We start from the raw sequence: 17,073 nt of genomic DNA, 5'->3' as shown, positions 1-17,073 counted from the left end.
CGATGTTCGAAGATCTCCATCTCGGCGGCATCCTCGTTTCCACCGTGCGCAACGCGCCGGTACTGATTTTCGCCGCCATGGCGGGCCTGTTCGCAGAACGCTCCGGCGTGATCGACATCGGCCTCGAAGGCAAGATCCTTGCCTCGGCCTTCGTGTCGGCGGCCGTGGCCTTCACCACGCAGAACCCCTGGTACGGCATCCTGGCCGGCATGGCGGTATCGGTGGCGCTGGCCATGCTGCAGGGCTATGTGGCCATTACGCAGAAAGGCAACCAGCTGGTGGGCGGCATTGCGATCAACATCGCCATGAGCGGCCTGACCTTCGTGGTGGCGCAGTATTTCTTCCAGCAGGGCGGCCGCACGCCGGACCTGGGCGAAGCGCGCCTGTTCGACGTGGTGCTGCCGGGCAGCGCCGCCGTGGCGGACGTGCCGGGACTGGGCTGGTTCTATACCAAGCTGGTTGGCGGCCATTCGGTGCTGGTCTACCTCGCCTTCGCGCTGGTGCCGCTGGTGCACTGGGTGCTGTACCACACCCGCTTCGGCCTGCGCCTGCGCGCCTGCGGCGAGAACCCCCATGCGGCGGATGCCGCGGGCGTGTCGGTGGAATGGACGCGCTATGCGGCCATGCTGATCGCGGGCGTACTGTGCTCCTTCTCGGGCGCCTATCTCGCCATCGTGCAGAGCGGCTTCTTCCTGCGCGACATGTCGGCGGGCGCGGGCTACCTGGCGCTGACGGCCATGGTGTTCGGCAACTGGCGTCCCGTGTACACCTTCCTCGGCTGCCTCATGTTCGGCCTGTTCGGCGCGGTGCAGATCCAGCTCGAAGGCGTGGACCTGCCGGTGGTGGGCCGCATCCCCGGATCGCTGATCCAGATGGTGCCGTATGTGGTCACGGTGATTGTGCTGGCGGGCCTGATGGCCAAGTCGGTGGCGCCGAAAGCCATCGGCATCCCGTTCGTCAAATCCCGGTGATAACAGAGGGGACAGCAACTGTCTTGATTAATTAATCGAGGGTTGCTGCCCACCTCTCGTTGTTATGCAACATGGCGTTCATGGTGACGAGCAGCTTGCGCATGCAAGCCACGATGGCTACTTTCTTGAGTTTTCCTGCCGCGAGCAGCCGGGCGTAGGCGCTTTTGAGGACGGGATTGTGTCGGATGGCGACCAAGGTGGCCATGTAGAGGACCGCCCGTACCGATGCCCTGCCACCCCAAATTCTTCGCTTCCCCCGCATCTTGCCGCTGTCACGGCTGTATGGGCAGACGCCAACCAGCGCACCGATTTCGCGCCGATTGAGCGTGCCAAGCTCGGGTAACTGCGCCAGCAGGGTTGCGACGGTGATGGAGCCTACGCCGGGGATGGATGAGAGCAGGTCGGCTTTAGCGTGCCATAGCGGACTTTCCTTGATAGCCCGCCCCAGATCACCATTGGTGCCCTTGATACGCTGCTCGAGCCATTCAATATGCTCATTGATCTCTTTTGCAATGAGAGCGGTCGCCTGCAGCTTTCGGTTCTTCTCAGCTGTGAGCATATCGACCAACTGGCGTCTTCGAGTCAGAACGTCCTCCAGATGGCGTAGCTCACCGTCTTTAATTGGACGCAGTGCCGGTTTGACCGCTTGCCCGAAGCGGGCCAGAACAATGGCATCGACCTGGTCAGTTTTCGCAAGCACGCCAATGGCCTTGGCGAAATCCCTGGCCTGTTTGGGATTGATGACCGCCACTGGCAACCCCGCAGTTGCCAGTACGCTGACCAATTCCATTTCGAGACCGCCGCTCGCCTCCACCACGATCCATCGCGGCTGTAGCTGCAACAACCTGGCTTTCAGGTTCTGATGACCACCCGCGTCATTGGGGAACTGCGCCCGATGTGACAGCGGAAGACTATCGACGTCCAGACTCTTCTTGCTGACATCGATCCCGACGTACAACCCATCGTCTGCGTTCTGCATGATTCTTTCTCCCATTCTTACTGATCCGGGGTTCGCCCCCTGACAACTGTTCGGGCTACAAAGAATCGAGCATGCCGTCATTGGCTGTCCCACGGGATTTGCTCCCACAGACCTATCAGACTGGCATGCCCGCAGACATAATTTAGCGTATGTTGAAGATATAAGACCTCAGGGGGTCTGTCCCCGGTACCTCAGTCGGCCACCGAACACAGTTGCCGGCTTCACATCGATAGCACCCACTTCACCAGCGCATGCGCCTCTGCGTCCGACACCGCATTCGGCGGCATCGGCACGGCGCCCCAGGTGCCTGAACCGCCCTTCAGCACCTTCTGCACCAGCTTGTCCTCGGCGCCCTTCTGGCCCTTGTACTTGGCCGCGACGTCCTTATAAGCCGGTCCCACCATCTTCTTGTCGATGGCGTGGCAGGCCATGCAGTTCTTCGACTTCGCCAGCTCCTCGGGCGTGGCGGCGTGCGCGGCCATTCCCACCACTGACAGCAGGCTTGCTGCGATGACATATTTCATTGCGTCCTCCTGTTGTTGATGTCCGGCCGATTCTAGAACATCTGCGTTTCAGGCAGCGCCAAACAGGTGAAGCTGGGCGTATTGCAGCAGCATGATGGTCTTGCCGTCCTCGATGGCGCCCTCCTGGATCATGGCCACTGCGCGTTCTATGCCCAGTTCCAGCACCTCGATATCCTCCCCCTCCTCCTCCACGCCGCCGCCTTCGTCAAGGCGGGAAGCCGCATCGTAATCGGCCACAAAGAAATGCAGGCGCTCCGTCACCGAACCGGGGCTCATAAAGGCTTCGAACACCTTGCGCACCTGCTCGACGCGGTAGCCGGTTTCCTCCTGCACCTCGGCGCGTATGCGTTCCTCAGGCGTGGCTGCATCCAGCAGTCCGGCGGGCGCCTCGATCAGGAAACCGTCGTGCGTGCCGCCGTAGCCGTAGGCCGGGAAGCGGAACTGGCGCACCAGCAGCACCGTGCGCCGCTCCCGGTTCACCAGCAGGATCACGGCGCCGTGGCCGCGGTCATAAGTCTCGCGCGACATGGTCTGCCAGCTGCCGTTGCGGCGGCGGTAGTCGAAGGTCGTTTTGCGCAGGACATACCAGTCGTCCGACAGGGTTTCCACTTTGTTGATGCGTACGTGCATGGCCAGCTCCGGGTGATTGCGTTTTTCTACGATATCATGCAATATCGTGCAATCTCAAGATATTTCGTGCACTCATGCTGACACGCCAACGCAAGGAGCTGCTGCTCCGCATCCTGAAGGAAGAAGGCCAGATCGTGGCGAAGACCCTGAGCGAATCGCTCGGTGTCTCCGAGGACACCATCCGCCGCGACCTGCGCGAGCTGGCCAGGGAAGGCCTGCTGGAACGCGTGCACGGCGGCGCCCTGCCCGCCTCGCCGGCGCAGGCCAACTTCGCGGCACGGGAGCGTATCTCGACGGATGCCAAGCCCGCCATTGCGCGCGCCGCGGCGGCCATGATCGCTCCCGGGCAGGTGGTCTTCATCGACGGCGGCACCACGGCCGTGCAGCTGGCGCGGGCGCTGCCGCCCACGCTGGACGCGACAGTGGTTACTCACAGTCCGTCGGTTGCGGTGGAGCTGGTGGAACACCCGCTGGTGGAAGTGATACTCATCGGAGGCCGCCTGTTCAAGCACTCGGTGGTAACGAGCGGCGCGGCGGCGCTGGCGGCGGTGAGCGACATCCGCAGCGACATCTTCTTCATGGGCGTATGCAGCCTGCACCCGGAAGCGGGCATTACGACGGGCGACTACGACGAAGCGCGCATGAAGCGCGCCATCAGCTCGCGGGCGGCGCGCACGGTGGTGATGGCGTCACCGGAGAAGCTTGGCACGGCGGCCCCTTACCGCATCGCCCCGCTGGCCAACGTGGACCACATCATCGTCAACAAGGGCGTCGATGAAGCGCTGCTGGCCCCCTACCGCGCGATGGGCATTGGCGTCACGCCAGCCTGACGATAAAGGGCCGGGCGCTTAGTTCGGCCAGATTTTCTGCAGCATGGAGGCAAGGTGGTAGCCGCCTTTGATCAGCTGCTCGCGGGCGATCGCGGACGAGGGAACAGGGTAGTTATCAGGCACGGAGAGCGCCCACACCGTGTAGCTTTCGCCCGTGCTGCGGCTGGTCTGCTTGCTCACGGCGCCGATCTTCACGTCGCCATAGGCCAGCTTCGATACCGCCAGCGCGTCGTTGGCCCACTGGTAGGGCCAGCTCACCACCTCGCCCGTGTTCACGGGGATGTTCGGTTTGCTGTCGATGGCCCATTGCGCGAACTGCTGCGGCGTGCGCGTGCTGGAGCGGCGCATGGCGTAGTTCACCACCGTCGTGTCCCAGTAGGAGTGGAAGGGCTTGGTCGTGGATTTGGGCGCCGTCGAGGGCTTCGCGTCGCCTTCCGGCGGCGGAATCAGCTGGGAGCTGGTGGCTTCGATCTTCGCATCGTCCAGCAGCAGGTTGTTGCCACCGCGTGCGTCGAAGATGTTGAGCGAATCGATCTCCGCCTGGGTCTTCGGCACCACGAACTGGCCGTCCTTGCTGACGAAGCCCGCGCCCACGTGCAGCGGCTGGTGGATGTCGCCCGCCTGGTGCACGAGGATCAGCAGCGCCTGGCGCTTGGTGAATTTGTGCGGATTGGTGGCGGGCGTGTCCTTGCCCTGCAGGACGAGGATGGCCTGTTTCATCGTCTGCACAATGTCGTCTTCCGCCGTGCCCACGCCGTGGTCGTGGTATTCGGTCAGCTGGAAGGGCACATCGGTATAGTGGTACTCGCTATGCTTGGGATTGGCCGCCGTGTAGGCCATCATCTCGGGTGTCTGCGGGCCGCAGTAGCTGCCCTTCACGCAGTCCGCCCATACCGAGACCTTCTCCAGGCTTTCGCCCGGCAGCAGCAGCGCCTGCACCTGCTTCTCGGCCTTGCTGCCCTTGATCAGCTGGTCGGCAATGGCGCCGACGATCTTGTGGCCGTCGTTACCCCATGCCATGGCGTTAAACGAGGCGAAGGCGCCGGACAGCGCCACGATGCATGCGAGTTTTTTCATTTATTCGCTACCCTTCTTCGGTTTCGGATACTGTTTGTTGATGTCGAGCGCCTCGGCGTACTGCGAACTCCATACCTGCTCGTGCACTGCCGCCAGGCGGCGCGCCATGTCTTCGTTGCGCAGCACGATTTCCAGGTTGCGCGAGAGGTCGAAGTAGCCGCCCGCCCAGTTGCTGGTTCCCACCCAGGCAAGCTTGCCGTCGATGACCATGGTCTTGCTGTGGATGACGCGCGCATAGGGAATGAAGCCTTCCGATGCCTTGGGCAGCGTCACCACGCGGATCTCCACGTTCGGCAGCACGGCAAGGCTCTTCAGGTAGGCCTGCGCCGGGGCTTCCAGGTTCCAGTTGGAGACCATGAGGCGGATCTTCACGCCCCGGTTGGCGGCCGCGCGCACGGCGTTGTCCACCACGGCGTAGTAGGGCCGCGTGCCTTTCGGCCCGTAGCTGAGGGGCGCGTAGTCCAGCAGCTGGATGCGCACTTCCTCTTTCGCTTCGGCCAGCAGCGCGGGCAGCGCGGTCTCGGAATCGATCACTCCCGGCGGGTTGTAGGCCGCGGGACTCGCCAGCAGCAGCGACGGCTGCGCCAGCGAGGGCGCCACCATGCTCTTGGCCTGCAGCGGCAGCACGCCCTGCCCTGCCGCGATCTGGCCCTGCGCCTGCCAGTCCTGCTCGAAGATGGCCTGGATCTGCGAGACCATGGCCGCATCGCTTACGCGCAGGCCCGTTTCGTGGATGTGCGTGAAGGAGCGCCAGTCGAAGTTCTGGCTGCCCACGAAGGCGACGGCACGGTCCACGATGAGGTATTTGGCGTGGATGATGCCGTTGCCGGTGAGCTTGTTGAAGTCCAGTACGCGGAACTCCAGGTTGGGAATGGCCTTCAGGCGCGCGATGGTGGACGCCTCGGACAGGCCCACGCCTTTCTGGTCCAGCAGGAAGCGGATCTTCACGCCGCGCTGCCCCGCGGCTTCCAGCCGCGCGATTACTTTTTCGAACGGCGCGCCGGGTTTGCTGGCGGCGTAGAACTGGCCGATGGCGATCTCCTTCTTCGCCTGGTCGAACATCTCGCACCACACGGTGATGGGGTCGCGCAGGTCGGCATTGGCCAGCGTGGTTTCCACCGGCGCCGTCTGCACCAGTTCGAAGCCGGGGATGCGGAAGTCGGCATGGGCGCTGCCGCAGGCGGCGAGCAGGGCTGCAATCAGGAGGCGGCGCATCGCTTACTCCGTCACGCGCTGGATACGCGGCGCATCGGCCACGGCGCCGGGCAGGCGCTTGTCCTGCTCGCGCTTCACGAGGTAGCGCGCAAGGGAGTCGGTGTCGCGGATGCCGGTCTCCACGCGGTTGCTGCCCTTGATGAACATGGGGAAGGCGTCGCCGCCCTCGGCCAGGAAGGCGTTCACGGCGACGCGGTAGGAGGCATTGTCTTCCAGCGGCACGCCGTTCAGCATCACGCTTCCCGGGATCACGCGCTCGCCTTCGGGACGGCGCAGGTCGTAACGGTAGCTGAAGCCTTCCGACACCTGCAGGATGCCGCGCACCTCCGCCTTGTCCGTAACCCACTGCTGCTCAAGGAGTCCGCGGATCTGCGCGCCCGTCAGGTTCATTACCACCAGGCTGTTCCCGAAGGGGAGCACGGCCTGCACATGGCCCAGGTTGACCAGATTGTTCTCTCCCGCTTCCAGGCTTTGGCGGATGCCGCCCACGTTCATGAAGGCGATCTGCGCGCCGTAAGGACGGCCTGCGAAGAGCGTGGCATCGGCCACCAGGCGGCCGAGGGGCGATTCGTCCACACCACGCTTGCGGTCGCGGGTGATCAGGGGCGCGCCCACGTGCGCCACCGGCTTCGCCAGCTCGCGCGTGCTGCGTTCGCGCAGCTGCTTCAGGAATTCCTCGGCGCCTGCGTCGGGATAGAACTCACCCTGGGTCATCACCACGTTGTGCGCGTCGATGTTCGTCAGCTTGTTGGCCTCGCGGTCGACGGTCAGCTTGATACGGGAGAGCATATGCCCGCCCATCTGCGCCTGCGTCACGATGCGGCCGTCCACGTCGCACAGATAGCCCTTGTGCGAATGGCCGCTGATGACCAGGCGGATGGCCGGATCGAGCCGCTTCACCACCGGCACGATGTCGCCTTCGAGGTCGGAGCAGTACTGCCGGTCAAATTCCTGTTTCGTGCGCCCGCCCTGGTGGATCAGCACCACGAACACGCCCGCGCCCTGGCGGCGCAGTTCGGGCAGCAGGCGGTTCACGGCATCCGCCTCGTCGATGAATTCGAGGCCGGTGATGCCGGACGAGGCCACGACCTCCGCCGTATCCTTCAGCACCGTGCCAATGAAGGCGATCTTCACGCCATGCGATTCGAGGATGCGGTAGGCAGGCAGCAGCGGCTTGCGCGAGCGCACGTCCACCACGTTGGCGGCAAGGTAGCTGAATTTGGCGCCGGGATGGGGGCCCGCGTACTTGCAGGCCTTGTCCGCGCGCGGCGAGTCGCAGCCGCCATTTTGCTGGCGCAGCAGTTCCACGCGGCCCTGGTCGAATTCGTGGTTGCCCACGGAGGTGGCGGACAGGCCGAGCATGTCCAGCGCTGCGAGGGTGGGCTCGTCCGCCCACATCGAGGACAGCGCCGGGCTCGCGCCGATCAGGTCGCCCGCGCCCACCAGCAGCAGTTCCGGGTCCTGGCGCCGCCATTCCTTCAGCGCGCCCGCCAGGATGGGAATGCCGCCCGCCGTGACCGTGCGCGGCTCCTTGCTGTCCACGCTGGTATAAGTGAAGCGGGTGGGCTCCAGGTGGCCATGCAGGTCGTTCAGGGCGACCAGGTTGACCTCGACGGTTTGCGGCTGCTGCCAGGCGGCGCAGCCCGAAATCAGGACCGCGGCGGCGGCCAGGGAAAGGCGGTGAAATGGGATCTTCATAAGCATTGCAGCATAGCGCAAATCGGGCGCTCCCAGAGAGCGGGAAACAAAGGCGTTACAAAAGAAAAACGGGCCCGAAGGCCCGTTGCAGCAAGGGTCGCGCGGCCTGGCCTGCAAGCCGCGCGCAATGCCGATTAGATGTCCACCGACAGGGTGACCGACGCGAAGCGCGGTGCGCCCAGGTAGTAGCGCTGGGTGCCGGTGCTGGTCGTGACGCCCGGCACTGGCTGGGTGTTGGTGACCGTGTTGGACGAGGCGTTGCGGTACTGCTTGTCCGTGATGTTGCTGATGTTGAAGGTCAGCTTCGGACGCTTCAGCCAGCCGAAGTTCGCGAAGGTGTAGCCGCCGTCGATACCGAAGGTGGTGTAGCCCGGTGCGGATTCGTCGTTGATCATGGAGGTGTACTGCTTGCCGGTGGCGCGCGCCTTCAGGCGGGTCCAGAATGCGCCGTCCTGGTATTCAACCGACAGGCCGGCTTTCTTCTTCGGCGTGTTGATCATTTCCTTGCCAGCGGTCGGCAGGAAAGCAGTCGCGTTCTGGCGCATGTTTTCCTTGATCTCGCTGTTGTTCAGGCCGATGGAGCCGTAGAAGGACCAGCCGTTGATCGGGGTGTTGCCCACTTCGATCTCCAGGCCGTTGTTCTTCACCTTGCCAACGTTGGTGTAGCTGCTGGTCTGGGTCACGGAGTCGAAGGAGGTCGCCTGGCGGTCCTTGAAGTCCACGAAGAAGAAGGTCACGGACGCGATGAAGTTCTTGTCCTGGTGACGGTAGCCGATGTCGGTGTTGATCGAGGTCTCTTCCTTCACGTCGCCGATCAGGGTTGGCACGCCGTTGACGACCTTGACGCTGGTGCCGACGTTACCGAACACGAAGTTCGGCGGCGCCTTCATGTTCTTCGCCACGGAAGCGAAGAGCTGGTCGTCGTTGGTCAGGCGGTAGCGCAGGCCCAGCTGCGGCAGCACGTCGTTGTACTTGCGAACCATGCTGTAAGGGATGATGGTGTTGTTCTCATCGCCATAGTTCGTGAAGTCGCGCTTCACGTGCGGGGTGCGGATGCCGACGTTGATCTGGAACTTGTCGTCATACATGCTGATGGTGTCTTGCAGGAACGCCTGGTAGGCGGTCGAGATCGAGATCCAGTCGCGGCTCTGGGCGAACTTGCCGTCCGGACGGGTGATCTTGCCTTCCTGCAGGTACCAGTCGCGGTCCGCGTCGCCGGTCAGCGGAACCATCGGGCCGGTCTGCTGGTGGCGCGCACGCTCCCACCACACGCCGCCCAGGATCTGGTGGTCGCCCATGGTGTAGGTCAGGGCCAGGTTGGCGCCAGGACGGAAGGTCTTGGTCACGCTGGCGTTCGCCACCAGGACGGTGTCCAGGGTGTCGCCGTCGCCGTTCAGGTCCTTGGCGCCGTTGCGCACGCCGGTGGTCGAGTTGTAGAAGCCGGTTTCCGACTGGGCGCGCTGCTGGCCTGCGCCGCCGTTACCGAAGCCGTACCACAGGTAAGGCACGAATTTCACGTCCAGGTTCTCGTTCAGGCGGAACTTGGCGGTGGCCGAAGCGATGGCGTTCTTGAAGGGGTTCACGGCCAGTTTCCAGTAGGCTGGGGACTGGGTGGCTTCCTTCTGCGCGGTGCCCTTCACAGGGGTCAGGTGGCCCTGGTAGTTGTCCGAGAAGTCGTAGTAGTAACCCTTGGTGTTCAGTTCCGTCAGGGTCAGGTTGTTGATGTTGTGGTTCATCGCCTCATTCCACAGAATGGTGGCGTGAATGTAGTTGAAGCGGTCCCAGTCGTAGTTGAAGGCGGCGTCGATGTGGTCGCGCTTGCCCTGGCCCTTGCCCTTCCACTTGTCCGTTTCGGCGTGCGAAGCGGAGATGAAGAACTTGGAGCGGTTGTCCGACAGCAGGCCGGAGTCCACGCGCAGGTAGGTCTTGCTCATGTTGAGCTGGCCCAGCGTCAGCATGGTGCGGATGCGCTGCTTGTTTTCCGGGTTGCAGGTCACGATGCCGAAGTTGCCGCCGGTGGCGCCAACCTGCGGGGAGTCCACGTCGGTGGAACCCTGGGTCACGAACTGGGAGCAGGTGTTTTCCTGGTCCACGTATTCCTGCGGGTACACGGCGAAGTTGCCGGAGTCGTTCACGGGCACGCCGTTGATGGTGGCGCCGATCTGGTCGGAGTTGAAGCCGCGCAGGGTCAGGCCGCCGCCGAACAGGCCGGTTGCGTCGTAGTTGTAGCTGTTCACCGCTGGCATCATCTCCAGGGCTTCATATGCATTGCCGGTGGGACGCTGCTTTTCCAGTTCTTCCGCCGTGATGGTCGAACGCGCTTTCGGCGCATCTTCGGTCACCATCAGGCCCATGCCCAGCTTCTTGCCGGTAATGATCACTTCGTTCTTGCCAGAACCAGTGGTCACTTGCGGCGCCACTTCCGATGCCGTTTGAGCAAAGGCGGAGCCGGCGGCGAAGCATGCCAGTTGGGCAGCCACGGCGAGCGCGCTCAGGCGCAGGACCGGATATTGTTTGGATTGCATTGAAAACCCCTTAGAGTGTTATAGTAAAACCAATAGCAGAACTTGCTGAAACCTACAGGCGAGGTGACTCTTCCTCGGCACCAACACCGGAGTGTAAGTGCGGTCCATGACATCGTTATGACAAGAAAAGTTGCCAAATTGCCTTCAAGCCACTATGCCACCATCGCTAAATCAAGCACAAATACGTTTTCCCTAAGCTATTCAGAGGGAAAACGAATAAATGCTCAGAAATGAGGCAGGAGGCTGGGGCTTTCAGTCGAGGACGGTTCAGGCGGCATTATAAATGAGCCCTTCCACAATGAAATTCTTTCATCTGCGATTGTGGCAATCTGTTGTTTTGTCTCACCGATTATGTCGCGCCCGAGCCACAGGCGTATCAAATAGACAATGGGCCGGGACTGTGACAACAGTCCCGGCCCATTCGTGACAGCGGCGTGACCGCCTATTTCGTCGTAGCGAGAGCGCCCGCGATATCGGCCTCGAACTTCGCGAAACGGCTGTCCAGCTGCTTCAACAGGCGCTTTTTGTCGCCATCTGCCAGGAAAGCGTAGCGGATACTGTCATAGGACAGCTTCTTCACCTCGGCGTAGTCCGTCTTGTAGCGGGTGGCGAAAAGCACGTATTCGTTCGACAGATTGTGACGGGTGACGCCCGCGTCGTCCGTGGAGATGACAAAAGGCACGCCGTACTTGCGGTAGAGGTCGAGCGGATGGGCCGCGCCCTTCACGCCCAGGATGAATTCGTTGCTGGTGAGGTTCACTTCCACGGGAATGCGGCGCTCGCGCATGGTTTTCATGATCGCCAGGGCATTGCTCTCATGGGCGATGTCGATGCCGTGGCCGATGCGGTTGGCGCCCGCCACGTTCACCGCTTCTGCGATGTGGAACTTCAGGCCTTCCGGCGGCACCACGCCCAGGGCCAGCTCGCCCGCGTGCAGGGCCATTTTCACATCCGGATACTTCGCCTTCAGGAACTTGAACATCTGCATGTGCATGCTGTAGTCGCGCATGGACACATTCAGGCTTTCCTGGCCCACGATGTTCACGCCCACGATCTGCGGGCTGGCTTTCGCCAGCTTGAAGCTGGCCAGCATCTGGGAGAACACCATCGAGGGCGAGAGGAAGCGCAGCACGAAAGGCTGGTAGCGCATGGTGAACTGCTCGTCGTCCACGCCCGCGCTTGCCGCCTGCAGGTGATTCAGGTAGTTCTGGATGCCCTGGCCGAAGGCGGCGCTCGCCTCAAGCTTCGGCAGCAAGGCCGCCATGGCGGCTTCCAGTTTCGCGTTGTCGAAGCCGGGTTCGGCCGCCAGCTTGTCGAAGTCGGCGTCCGGGGTGATGGGGGCGATTTCGTAGATGGTCTCGATATAGCTGAGGTTCTCGGCAATTGCGCGCTGTTTCAGCGTTTTCAGGCCTTCATTGCCATTGGTCGAGGCCACGGGATTGAAGTAGCCGAAGGTGTCGAAGAAGGTCTGGTCCGGCGGCAGCTGCATGCCGCTGTGGTTGTAGAAGTCCACGGTGGACCACTTCTGCAGCAGGGCGCGGTAGGCGTTGTTGTCGGCCACCAGGTCCTTGCCGCTCACGCAGGTGGCGGACTTGGCGGCGGCTTCGGTCTGGATGCGGAAATCGGTCTTGTTGACGCAGTAGCCTTGCTTGTCCACCCACTCCAGGTACTGCTCGGCGTAGATGGCGCCCGAGTAGTGATGATGCAGGTCGCCGCCCTTGGGCATCATGGTCAGGAACATCTGCAGTTCCGAGACCTTGGGCGCCGGGCTCGCCACGAGGGAGGCGAAGTGGCGCTTGACGATGTCTTCGTTGCTCGCCGCTTGAACCTGCGGCGCGGCGGCGCTCGCAAAGGCCAGGGCAATCATCAGGCTGGGCAGGGACTTTTGCATGGGTACTCTTTCTTGAGTTGATCGGCGGGCTCAGCCCTGCGTCCGCGCATGGACCAGCTTGCCGCCGGAGTAAGTGGCCGCTATTGCCCGGTCGTCGCCCAGCAGGGCCAGGGCGAACAGCTGTTCTTCCAGGCTGTTGCAGTGGGCCGCGCGGCGCGCCAGCAGCGGCGTGGCCTGCGGATCGAGCACGATGAAGTCCGCCTCGTTGCCTGCGGCGAAACTGCCGACCGTGCCTTCCAGGTGCAGGCTGCGCGCGGCGCCCAGCGTGGCCAGGTAGAACATACGCATTGCAGGAAGGTAACTGCCCTTCAAGCGCGCTACTTTATAGGCTTCATTCATCGTTTGCAACATTGAGAAGGAAGTACCGCCGCCCACATCTGTTGCCAGGGAAAGCAGCATGCGCGCCTTGTCCGCCTGCTCAAAGTCGAAGAGGCCGCTGCCCAGGAAGAGATTGGAGGTGGGGCAGACGGCGGCGGCCGACTGCGTTTCGCGCATGCGCTCGCGGTCGCGCTCGTCGAGCCAGATGCAGTGGCCGAACACGGCGCGCGGGCGCATCATGCCGTAGCGGTCGTACACGTCGAGATAGCTGCGCGCCTGCGGATAGAGCTGCTTCACCCAGCGGCATTCCTCCTCGTTCTCGGAGACGTGGGTTTGCAGGAAGGTGTCGGGCCAGGCGCGCGCGAGCTCGCCCGTGAGCGCCATCTGCTCTTCGGTGGACGTGGGCGCGAAGCGCGGCGTGATCGCGTACAGCGAGCGGCCGTGATTGTGCCAGCGGCGGATCAGGTCTTCGGTGTCGCGGGCGCCGCTTTCGGCGGTATCCTGCAGGAAGTCCGGACCGTTGCGGTCCATGAGCACCTTGCCCGCGATCATGCGCAGGCCGCGCGCTTCGCTGGCCTGGAAGAAGGCGTCCACCGATTGGGGATGCACGGTGCAGTAGACCATGGCCGTGGTGGTGCCCACGCGCAGCAGCTCGTCCAGGAAGAATTCGGCGACCTGCCCGGCGTGCTGCGGATCCTGGAAGGCCCGCTCGGTCGGGAAGGTGTACTCCTGCAGCCAGGGCAGGAGGCCAGGCGACGGCGAGGCGATCATATCCGTCTGCGGGTAGTGGATATGGCTGTCGATGAAGCCGGGGGAGATGATCTTGCCCCGGTAGTCCTGCACCGGCGTGCCGGGAGGGAGCGTGGGGAACAGCGTGGCGTAATCGCCTGCGGCCTGCACCTTGCCGTCCGCAACGACCAGCAGCCCATCCTCATGCCAGGCATGGGCGTGTTCGATGAAGGCCGGATCGGCGTGGAAGTACAGCAAGCCACCTCGGTAGGCTTGCACGCTGCTGTGAGCTGTCTGCATCTGGATCTTTCTGTTGCTGCTATGGCCTGAGAAGCGACTGCGCTTCCCAGACGGTGAGTAATTGGGCGCACACGGAGGCCGCGATCACGGCGGGCGCCTTGTTGATAATACCCGGCAGTCCGATGGGACACACCATCTCCTTCAGCCGGTCTTCATTGAAGCCGCGCGCCAGCAGGCGGTTCTCGAACTGCTTGCGCTTCGTAGCGGAGCCGATCAGGCCGAACCAGCCAATGTCCCCGCGGGCGAGAATGGCTTCCGTCAGCGCCTGGTCCAGGGCATGGCTGTGGGTCATGACGAGATAGCTGGCGCCTGCCGGGGCTTGGGCGACGAGGGCTTGCGGTGTGTCGCTGATCTCCATGACGGCGTTCGGCGGAATCTCCGCCGGGAACAGGTCTTCGCGTTCGTCCACCCACGTGATGCGGCATGGAAGGTCCGCCATGGCGCGCACGATGGCTGCTCCAACGTGGCCTGCGCCGAAGAGCAGAAGCTGGGCGCGCGGGGCGAGGCAGGGATCGACCAGCCAGCTGCGGCCCGTGTCGTCCTTCATAAGGTATGCGTCGAACGACCGGTCGAAGCGCGGCGTGTTTTCTGCGCCTGCCAGCAGCTTTCCTTCGGCATCGAAAAGCGCTGTCGCCGCTGCGCCATCAAGAGCCGTGATGCGCCAGCTGTCCTCGCCCCTGCGCTCGCGCAGGGCCTGCAGGATGTCCGCAACGTGTCCGTGCACGAGCTCGAAGGCCAGCCACACAACGCCGCCGCAGCACTGGCCGAGACTTGGGCCAAGCGGGAAGCGCTCATAGCGTACGGCTGTGCCCGTGTCCAAATCTGGTGCCTGGCACCAGATTTGGACACGGGCTGAGCCGAGGATTTCGCGGGCGATGGTGGTGGCGCGCATTTCGAGGTGGCCGCCGCCGACGGTGTCGTATTGCGCGTCCGCCGTCACGAGCATTTTCGTGCCGGCTTCGCGCGGGGCCGAGCCTTCAACCCTCGCAACCGTGACCAGGACCGCCGGACCGGCGGCGTCTGTGAGCCAATCGTTCATCGCAGGCTTTCAGCTCGCGGCTTCAACCGCGGCAATGGCGCGCAGGATTTCTTCGCTCGTCGCCGGGGCGTTCAGCGGCGGATTGACCTTGTGCCCGCCCACGCTGGAAATGGCGTCGCGGATTGCGAAGAAGACGGAGAATGGGAGCAGCAGCGGCGGTTCTCCCACGGCTTTCGAACGGTGGATGCTGTCTTCGACGTTGCGGTTCTCGAAGAGGCGCACGCGGAAGTCTTCCGGGCAATCGGAGATGCCGGGGATCTTGTAGGTCGATGGCGCGTGCGTCATCAGCCTGCCCGCCTTGTTCCACCACAGCTGCTCGGTGGTGAGCCAGCCCATGCCCTGGATGAAGGCGCCCTCCACCTGGCCGATATCGATGGCCGGATTGAGGGATTGGCCCGCGTCGTACAGTGCATCGGCGCGCAGCAGCTTCCATTCGCCGGTGAGCGTGTCCACCACCACTTCGGAAACCGCCGCGCCGTAGGCGTAGTAGGAGAAGGGGTGGCCGCTCATGGTTTTCGGGTCCCAGCTCAGGCCGGGCGTGGCGTAGAAGCCGTCCGACCACAACTGCACCCGCGCGAGATAGGCTTTCTGCACCAGGTCCGGGAAGGGGATGCTCTGGCCGTTCACGTGCACGGCATTGCTGTGGAACTGCACGCCGCTGGCTTCGCCGCCGTGCAGCTTTGCGGCGAAATCGGCCAGGCGCTGGCGCACCTTGCGTGCGGCGTCCTGCGCGGCCTTGCCGTTCAGGTCCGCGCCGGTGGATGCAGCTGTCGCGGAGGTGTTGGCGACCTTGCTGGTGTCGGTGGCGGTGATGCGCACGTGTTCGAGGTCGAGCCCCAGTTCGTGCGCGACCACCTGCATTACCTTGGTGTTGATGCCCTGCCCCATCTCGGTGCCGCCGTGGTTCACAAGCACCGAGCCGTCCACGTACACGTGCACCAGCGCGCCCGCCTGGTTCAGGTGGGTCACGTTGAAGGCGATGCCGAACTTCACCGGCGTGAGGGCGAGGCCTTTCTTCAGTACGGGGCTGCTGCGGTTGAAATCGTCGATGGCCTTGCGGCGGGCTCGGTACTCGCTGCTCTGCTCCAGCTCCGCCGTCAGTTCGCCGATCACGTTATCCACGATAACCTGGCCATATGGCGTCTGGTTGCGTTCTTCCTTGCCGTAGAAGTTCTGGCGGCGGATGTCGAGCGGATCGCGGCCAAGATTGCGCGCGATCTCGTCGATCACGTATTCGATGGCAATGGCGCCTTGCGGGCCGCCGAAGCCGCGGAATGCGGTATTCGATTGCGTATTGGTCTTGCCGCAGCCAGCGCGGATGTCGACGTCCGACAGGTAGTAGGCATTGTCGAAGTGGCAGACGGCGCGCGTGGCCACAGGGCCGGAGAGGTCGGCCGAGAAGCCTGCGCGCAGCGTCATGTCCACCTTCGCCGCCAGGATCTTGCCGCTGTCGTCGTAGCCAACCTCGTATTCGTAATAGAAGCAGTGTCGCTTGCCCGTCACCATCATGTCGTCGTCGCGGTCTGCGCGCAGCTTGACGGGACGGCCGGACTTCGCCGCCGCAATCGCCGCCGATGCGGCCCACAGCGCGGACTGGGATTCCTTGCCGCCGAAGCCCCCGCCCATGCGGCGGCATTCCACGGTTACGTGGTGCGAGTGGCGGCCCAACGCATGCGCCACCACGTGCTGCATCTCGCTCGGGTGCTGCGTGGAGCACTGCACCAGCATGCCCTTGTTTTCCTTGGGGATGGCGTAGGCGATCTGGCCTTCGAGATAGAACTGCTCCTGGCCGCCCACGAAGAGCTGGCCCTTCACCACGTGCGGCGCACGCTCGAAAGCGGCCTGGCAGTCGCCGCGCTTCAGGTGCAGGGGCGGCAGAACATAGGACTGCGCGGCCTTCGCTTCCTGCGGTGTAAGGATAGGCGTGAGTTCTTCGTATTCGATCACCGCCTTGCGCGCGGCGCGGCGGGCATTGGTGTGCGAGTCCGCCACCACGATGAAGATCGGCTGGCCCACGTACTGCACGATGCCGTCCGCGAGAATGGGATCGTCATGGATGATGGGGCCGCAGTCGTTCGTGCCGGGAATGTCGGCCACGGTGTAGACGTCCACCACGCCCGGCATGGCGCGCACGGGCGCGAGATCGACGCTGACGATCTTCGCGTGCGCCTTGGAGGACAGGCCAAGCGCCGCGTGCAGCGTGCCCTGGACTTCGGGAATATCGTCGGTGTATGCGGCCTGCCCGAGCACGTGCAGCTCGGCCGATTCATGCGGACGCGCCACGCCTACCGCCGTCCAGGCGGCCGCGCTCAGTTCTGGAGTGCCGGGATAGTTCATCGCATTTCCT

At 63.6% G+C, this 17,073-nt stretch carries 13 protein-coding genes; 2 read left to right on the top strand and 11 right to left on the bottom strand.

The window, feature by feature from the left end:
• The first annotated feature begins 2 nt into the window (after positions 1-2).
• Positions 3-971: an ABC transporter permease gene (locus LSQ66_RS01860; RefSeq protein WP_231768119.1), complete on the top strand. Its 969-nt coding sequence runs from the start codon at positions 3-5 to the stop codon at positions 969-971.
• Between the two features lie 31 nt (positions 972-1,002).
• Here the strand turns inward: LSQ66_RS01860 and LSQ66_RS01855 are convergent, their stop codons facing one another.
• The 3 genes from LSQ66_RS01855 to LSQ66_RS01845 all read right to left on the bottom strand — a co-directional run bounded on the left by LSQ66_RS01855 (position 1,003) and on the right by LSQ66_RS01845 (position 3,104).
• Positions 1,003-1,950, bottom strand: coding sequence for an IS110 family RNA-guided transposase (locus LSQ66_RS01855; protein ID WP_231765801.1), 948 nt, complete (start codon positions 1,948-1,950; stop codon positions 1,003-1,005).
• Positions 1,951-2,171: 221 nt separating this feature from the next.
• Positions 2,172-2,432 (bottom strand): c-type cytochrome, encoded by a 261-nt coding sequence (locus LSQ66_RS01850; protein WP_231770030.1) that lies wholly within the window; start codon positions 2,430-2,432, stop codon positions 2,172-2,174.
• A gap of 90 nt (positions 2,433-2,522) precedes the next feature.
• Positions 2,523-3,104, bottom strand: coding sequence for an NUDIX domain-containing protein (locus LSQ66_RS01845; protein WP_231768118.1), 582 nt, complete (start codon positions 3,102-3,104; stop codon positions 2,523-2,525).
• Positions 3,105-3,178: 74 nt separating this feature from the next.
• Between LSQ66_RS01845 and LSQ66_RS01840 the strand changes: the two genes are divergently transcribed.
• The gene (locus LSQ66_RS01840; RefSeq protein ID WP_231768117.1) at positions 3,179-3,934 is read left to right on the top strand and encodes a DeoR/GlpR family DNA-binding transcription regulator; all 756 of its coding nucleotides are present in this window, start codon (positions 3,179-3,181) and stop codon (positions 3,932-3,934) included.
• A gap of 18 nt (positions 3,935-3,952) precedes the next feature.
• On the opposite strand, the gene LSQ66_RS01835 is transcribed toward LSQ66_RS01840, so the two are convergent.
• The 8 genes from LSQ66_RS01835 to xdhB all read right to left on the bottom strand — a co-directional run bounded on the left by LSQ66_RS01835 (position 3,953) and on the right by xdhB (position 17,063).
• Positions 3,953-5,011, bottom strand: coding sequence for a S1/P1 nuclease (locus LSQ66_RS01835; protein WP_231768116.1), 1,059 nt, complete (start codon positions 5,009-5,011; stop codon positions 3,953-3,955).
• Positions 5,012-6,226 carry a phospholipase D-like domain-containing protein gene (locus tag LSQ66_RS01830; protein ID WP_231768115.1) on the bottom strand — a complete coding sequence of 405 codons (1,215 nt, stop codon included), beginning with the start codon at positions 6,224-6,226 and terminating at the stop codon, positions 5,012-5,014. It abuts the gene before it with no gap.
• Positions 6,227-6,229: 3 nt separating this feature from the next.
• Positions 6,230-7,924 (bottom strand): bifunctional metallophosphatase/5'-nucleotidase, encoded by a 1,695-nt coding sequence (locus tag LSQ66_RS01825; protein ID WP_231768114.1) that lies wholly within the window; start codon positions 7,922-7,924, stop codon positions 6,230-6,232.
• Positions 7,925-8,058: 134 nt separating this feature from the next.
• A complete protein-coding gene (locus LSQ66_RS01820; protein ID WP_231768113.1) occupies positions 8,059-10,449 on the bottom strand; it encodes a TonB-dependent receptor in 2,391 nt (796 codons plus the stop codon).
• A 442-nt stretch (positions 10,450-10,891) separates the two neighbouring features.
• Positions 10,892-12,340: an adenosine deaminase family protein gene (locus LSQ66_RS01815; RefSeq protein WP_231768112.1), complete on the bottom strand. Its 1,449-nt coding sequence runs from the start codon at positions 12,338-12,340 to the stop codon at positions 10,892-10,894.
• A gap of 30 nt (positions 12,341-12,370) precedes the next feature.
• A complete protein-coding gene (gene guaD / locus LSQ66_RS01810) occupies positions 12,371-13,687 on the bottom strand; it encodes a guanine deaminase (protein ID WP_231768111.1) in 1,317 nt (438 codons plus the stop codon).
• 19 nt (positions 13,688-13,706) lie between these two features.
• Positions 13,707-14,726 carry a xanthine dehydrogenase accessory protein XdhC gene (gene xdhC, locus LSQ66_RS01805; protein ID WP_231768110.1) on the bottom strand — a complete coding sequence of 340 codons (1,020 nt, stop codon included), beginning with the start codon at positions 14,724-14,726 and terminating at the stop codon, positions 13,707-13,709.
• A 9-nt stretch (positions 14,727-14,735) separates the two neighbouring features.
• Positions 14,736-17,063 (bottom strand): xanthine dehydrogenase molybdopterin binding subunit, encoded by a 2,328-nt coding sequence (xdhB, locus tag LSQ66_RS01800; protein ID WP_231768109.1) that lies wholly within the window; start codon positions 17,061-17,063, stop codon positions 14,736-14,738.
• Positions 17,064-17,073 lie beyond the last annotated feature (10 nt).

The organism is Massilia endophytica, from assembly GCF_021165955.1.
In the GTDB taxonomy this organism is placed as follows: Bacteria; Pseudomonadota; Gammaproteobacteria; order Burkholderiales; family Burkholderiaceae_D; genus Rugamonas; species Rugamonas endophytica.
Note: the sequence above shows the minus strand (reverse complement) of the source record. Positions and strands in the feature narration are given on the sequence as shown.

Excerpts from the sequence above, each read along its gene's own strand:
- LSQ66_RS01845 (WP_231768118.1), bottom strand. The coding sequence starts at position 3,104 with ATGCACGTACGCATCAACAAAGTGGAAACCCTGTCGGACGACTGGTAT.
- guaD (WP_231768111.1), bottom strand. The coding sequence starts at position 13,687 with ATGCAGACAGCTCACAGCAGCGTGCAAGCCTACCGAGGTGGCTTGCTG.
- LSQ66_RS01815 (WP_231768112.1), bottom strand. The coding sequence starts at position 12,340 with ATGCAAAAGTCCCTGCCCAGCCTGATGATTGCCCTGGCCTTTGCGAGC.
- LSQ66_RS01830 (WP_231768115.1), bottom strand. The coding sequence starts at position 6,226 with ATGCGCCGCCTCCTGATTGCAGCCCTGCTCGCCGCCTGCGGCAGCGCC.
- LSQ66_RS01825 (WP_231768114.1), bottom strand. The coding sequence starts at position 7,924 with ATGAAGATCCCATTTCACCGCCTTTCCCTGGCCGCCGCCGCGGTCCTG.
- LSQ66_RS01855 (WP_231765801.1), bottom strand. The coding sequence starts at position 1,950 with ATGCAGAACGCAGACGATGGGTTGTACGTCGGGATCGATGTCAGCAAG.
- LSQ66_RS01835 (WP_231768116.1), bottom strand. The coding sequence starts at position 5,011 with ATGAAAAAACTCGCATGCATCGTGGCGCTGTCCGGCGCCTTCGCCTCG.
- LSQ66_RS01850 (WP_231770030.1), bottom strand. The coding sequence starts at position 2,432 with ATGGCCGCGCACGCCGCCACGCCCGAGGAGCTGGCGAAGTCGAAGAAC.
- xdhC (WP_231768110.1), bottom strand. The coding sequence starts at position 14,726 with ATGAACGATTGGCTCACAGACGCCGCCGGTCCGGCGGTCCTGGTCACG.
- xdhB (WP_231768109.1), bottom strand. The coding sequence starts at position 17,063 with ATGAACTATCCCGGCACTCCAGAACTGAGCGCGGCCGCCTGGACGGCG.
- LSQ66_RS01820 (WP_231768113.1), bottom strand. The coding sequence starts at position 10,449 with ATGCAATCCAAACAATATCCGGTCCTGCGCCTGAGCGCGCTCGCCGTG.
- LSQ66_RS01860 (WP_231768119.1), top strand. The coding sequence starts at position 3 with ATGTTCGAAGATCTCCATCTCGGCGGCATCCTCGTTTCCACCGTGCGC.
- LSQ66_RS01840 (WP_231768117.1), top strand. The coding sequence starts at position 3,179 with ATGCTGACACGCCAACGCAAGGAGCTGCTGCTCCGCATCCTGAAGGAA.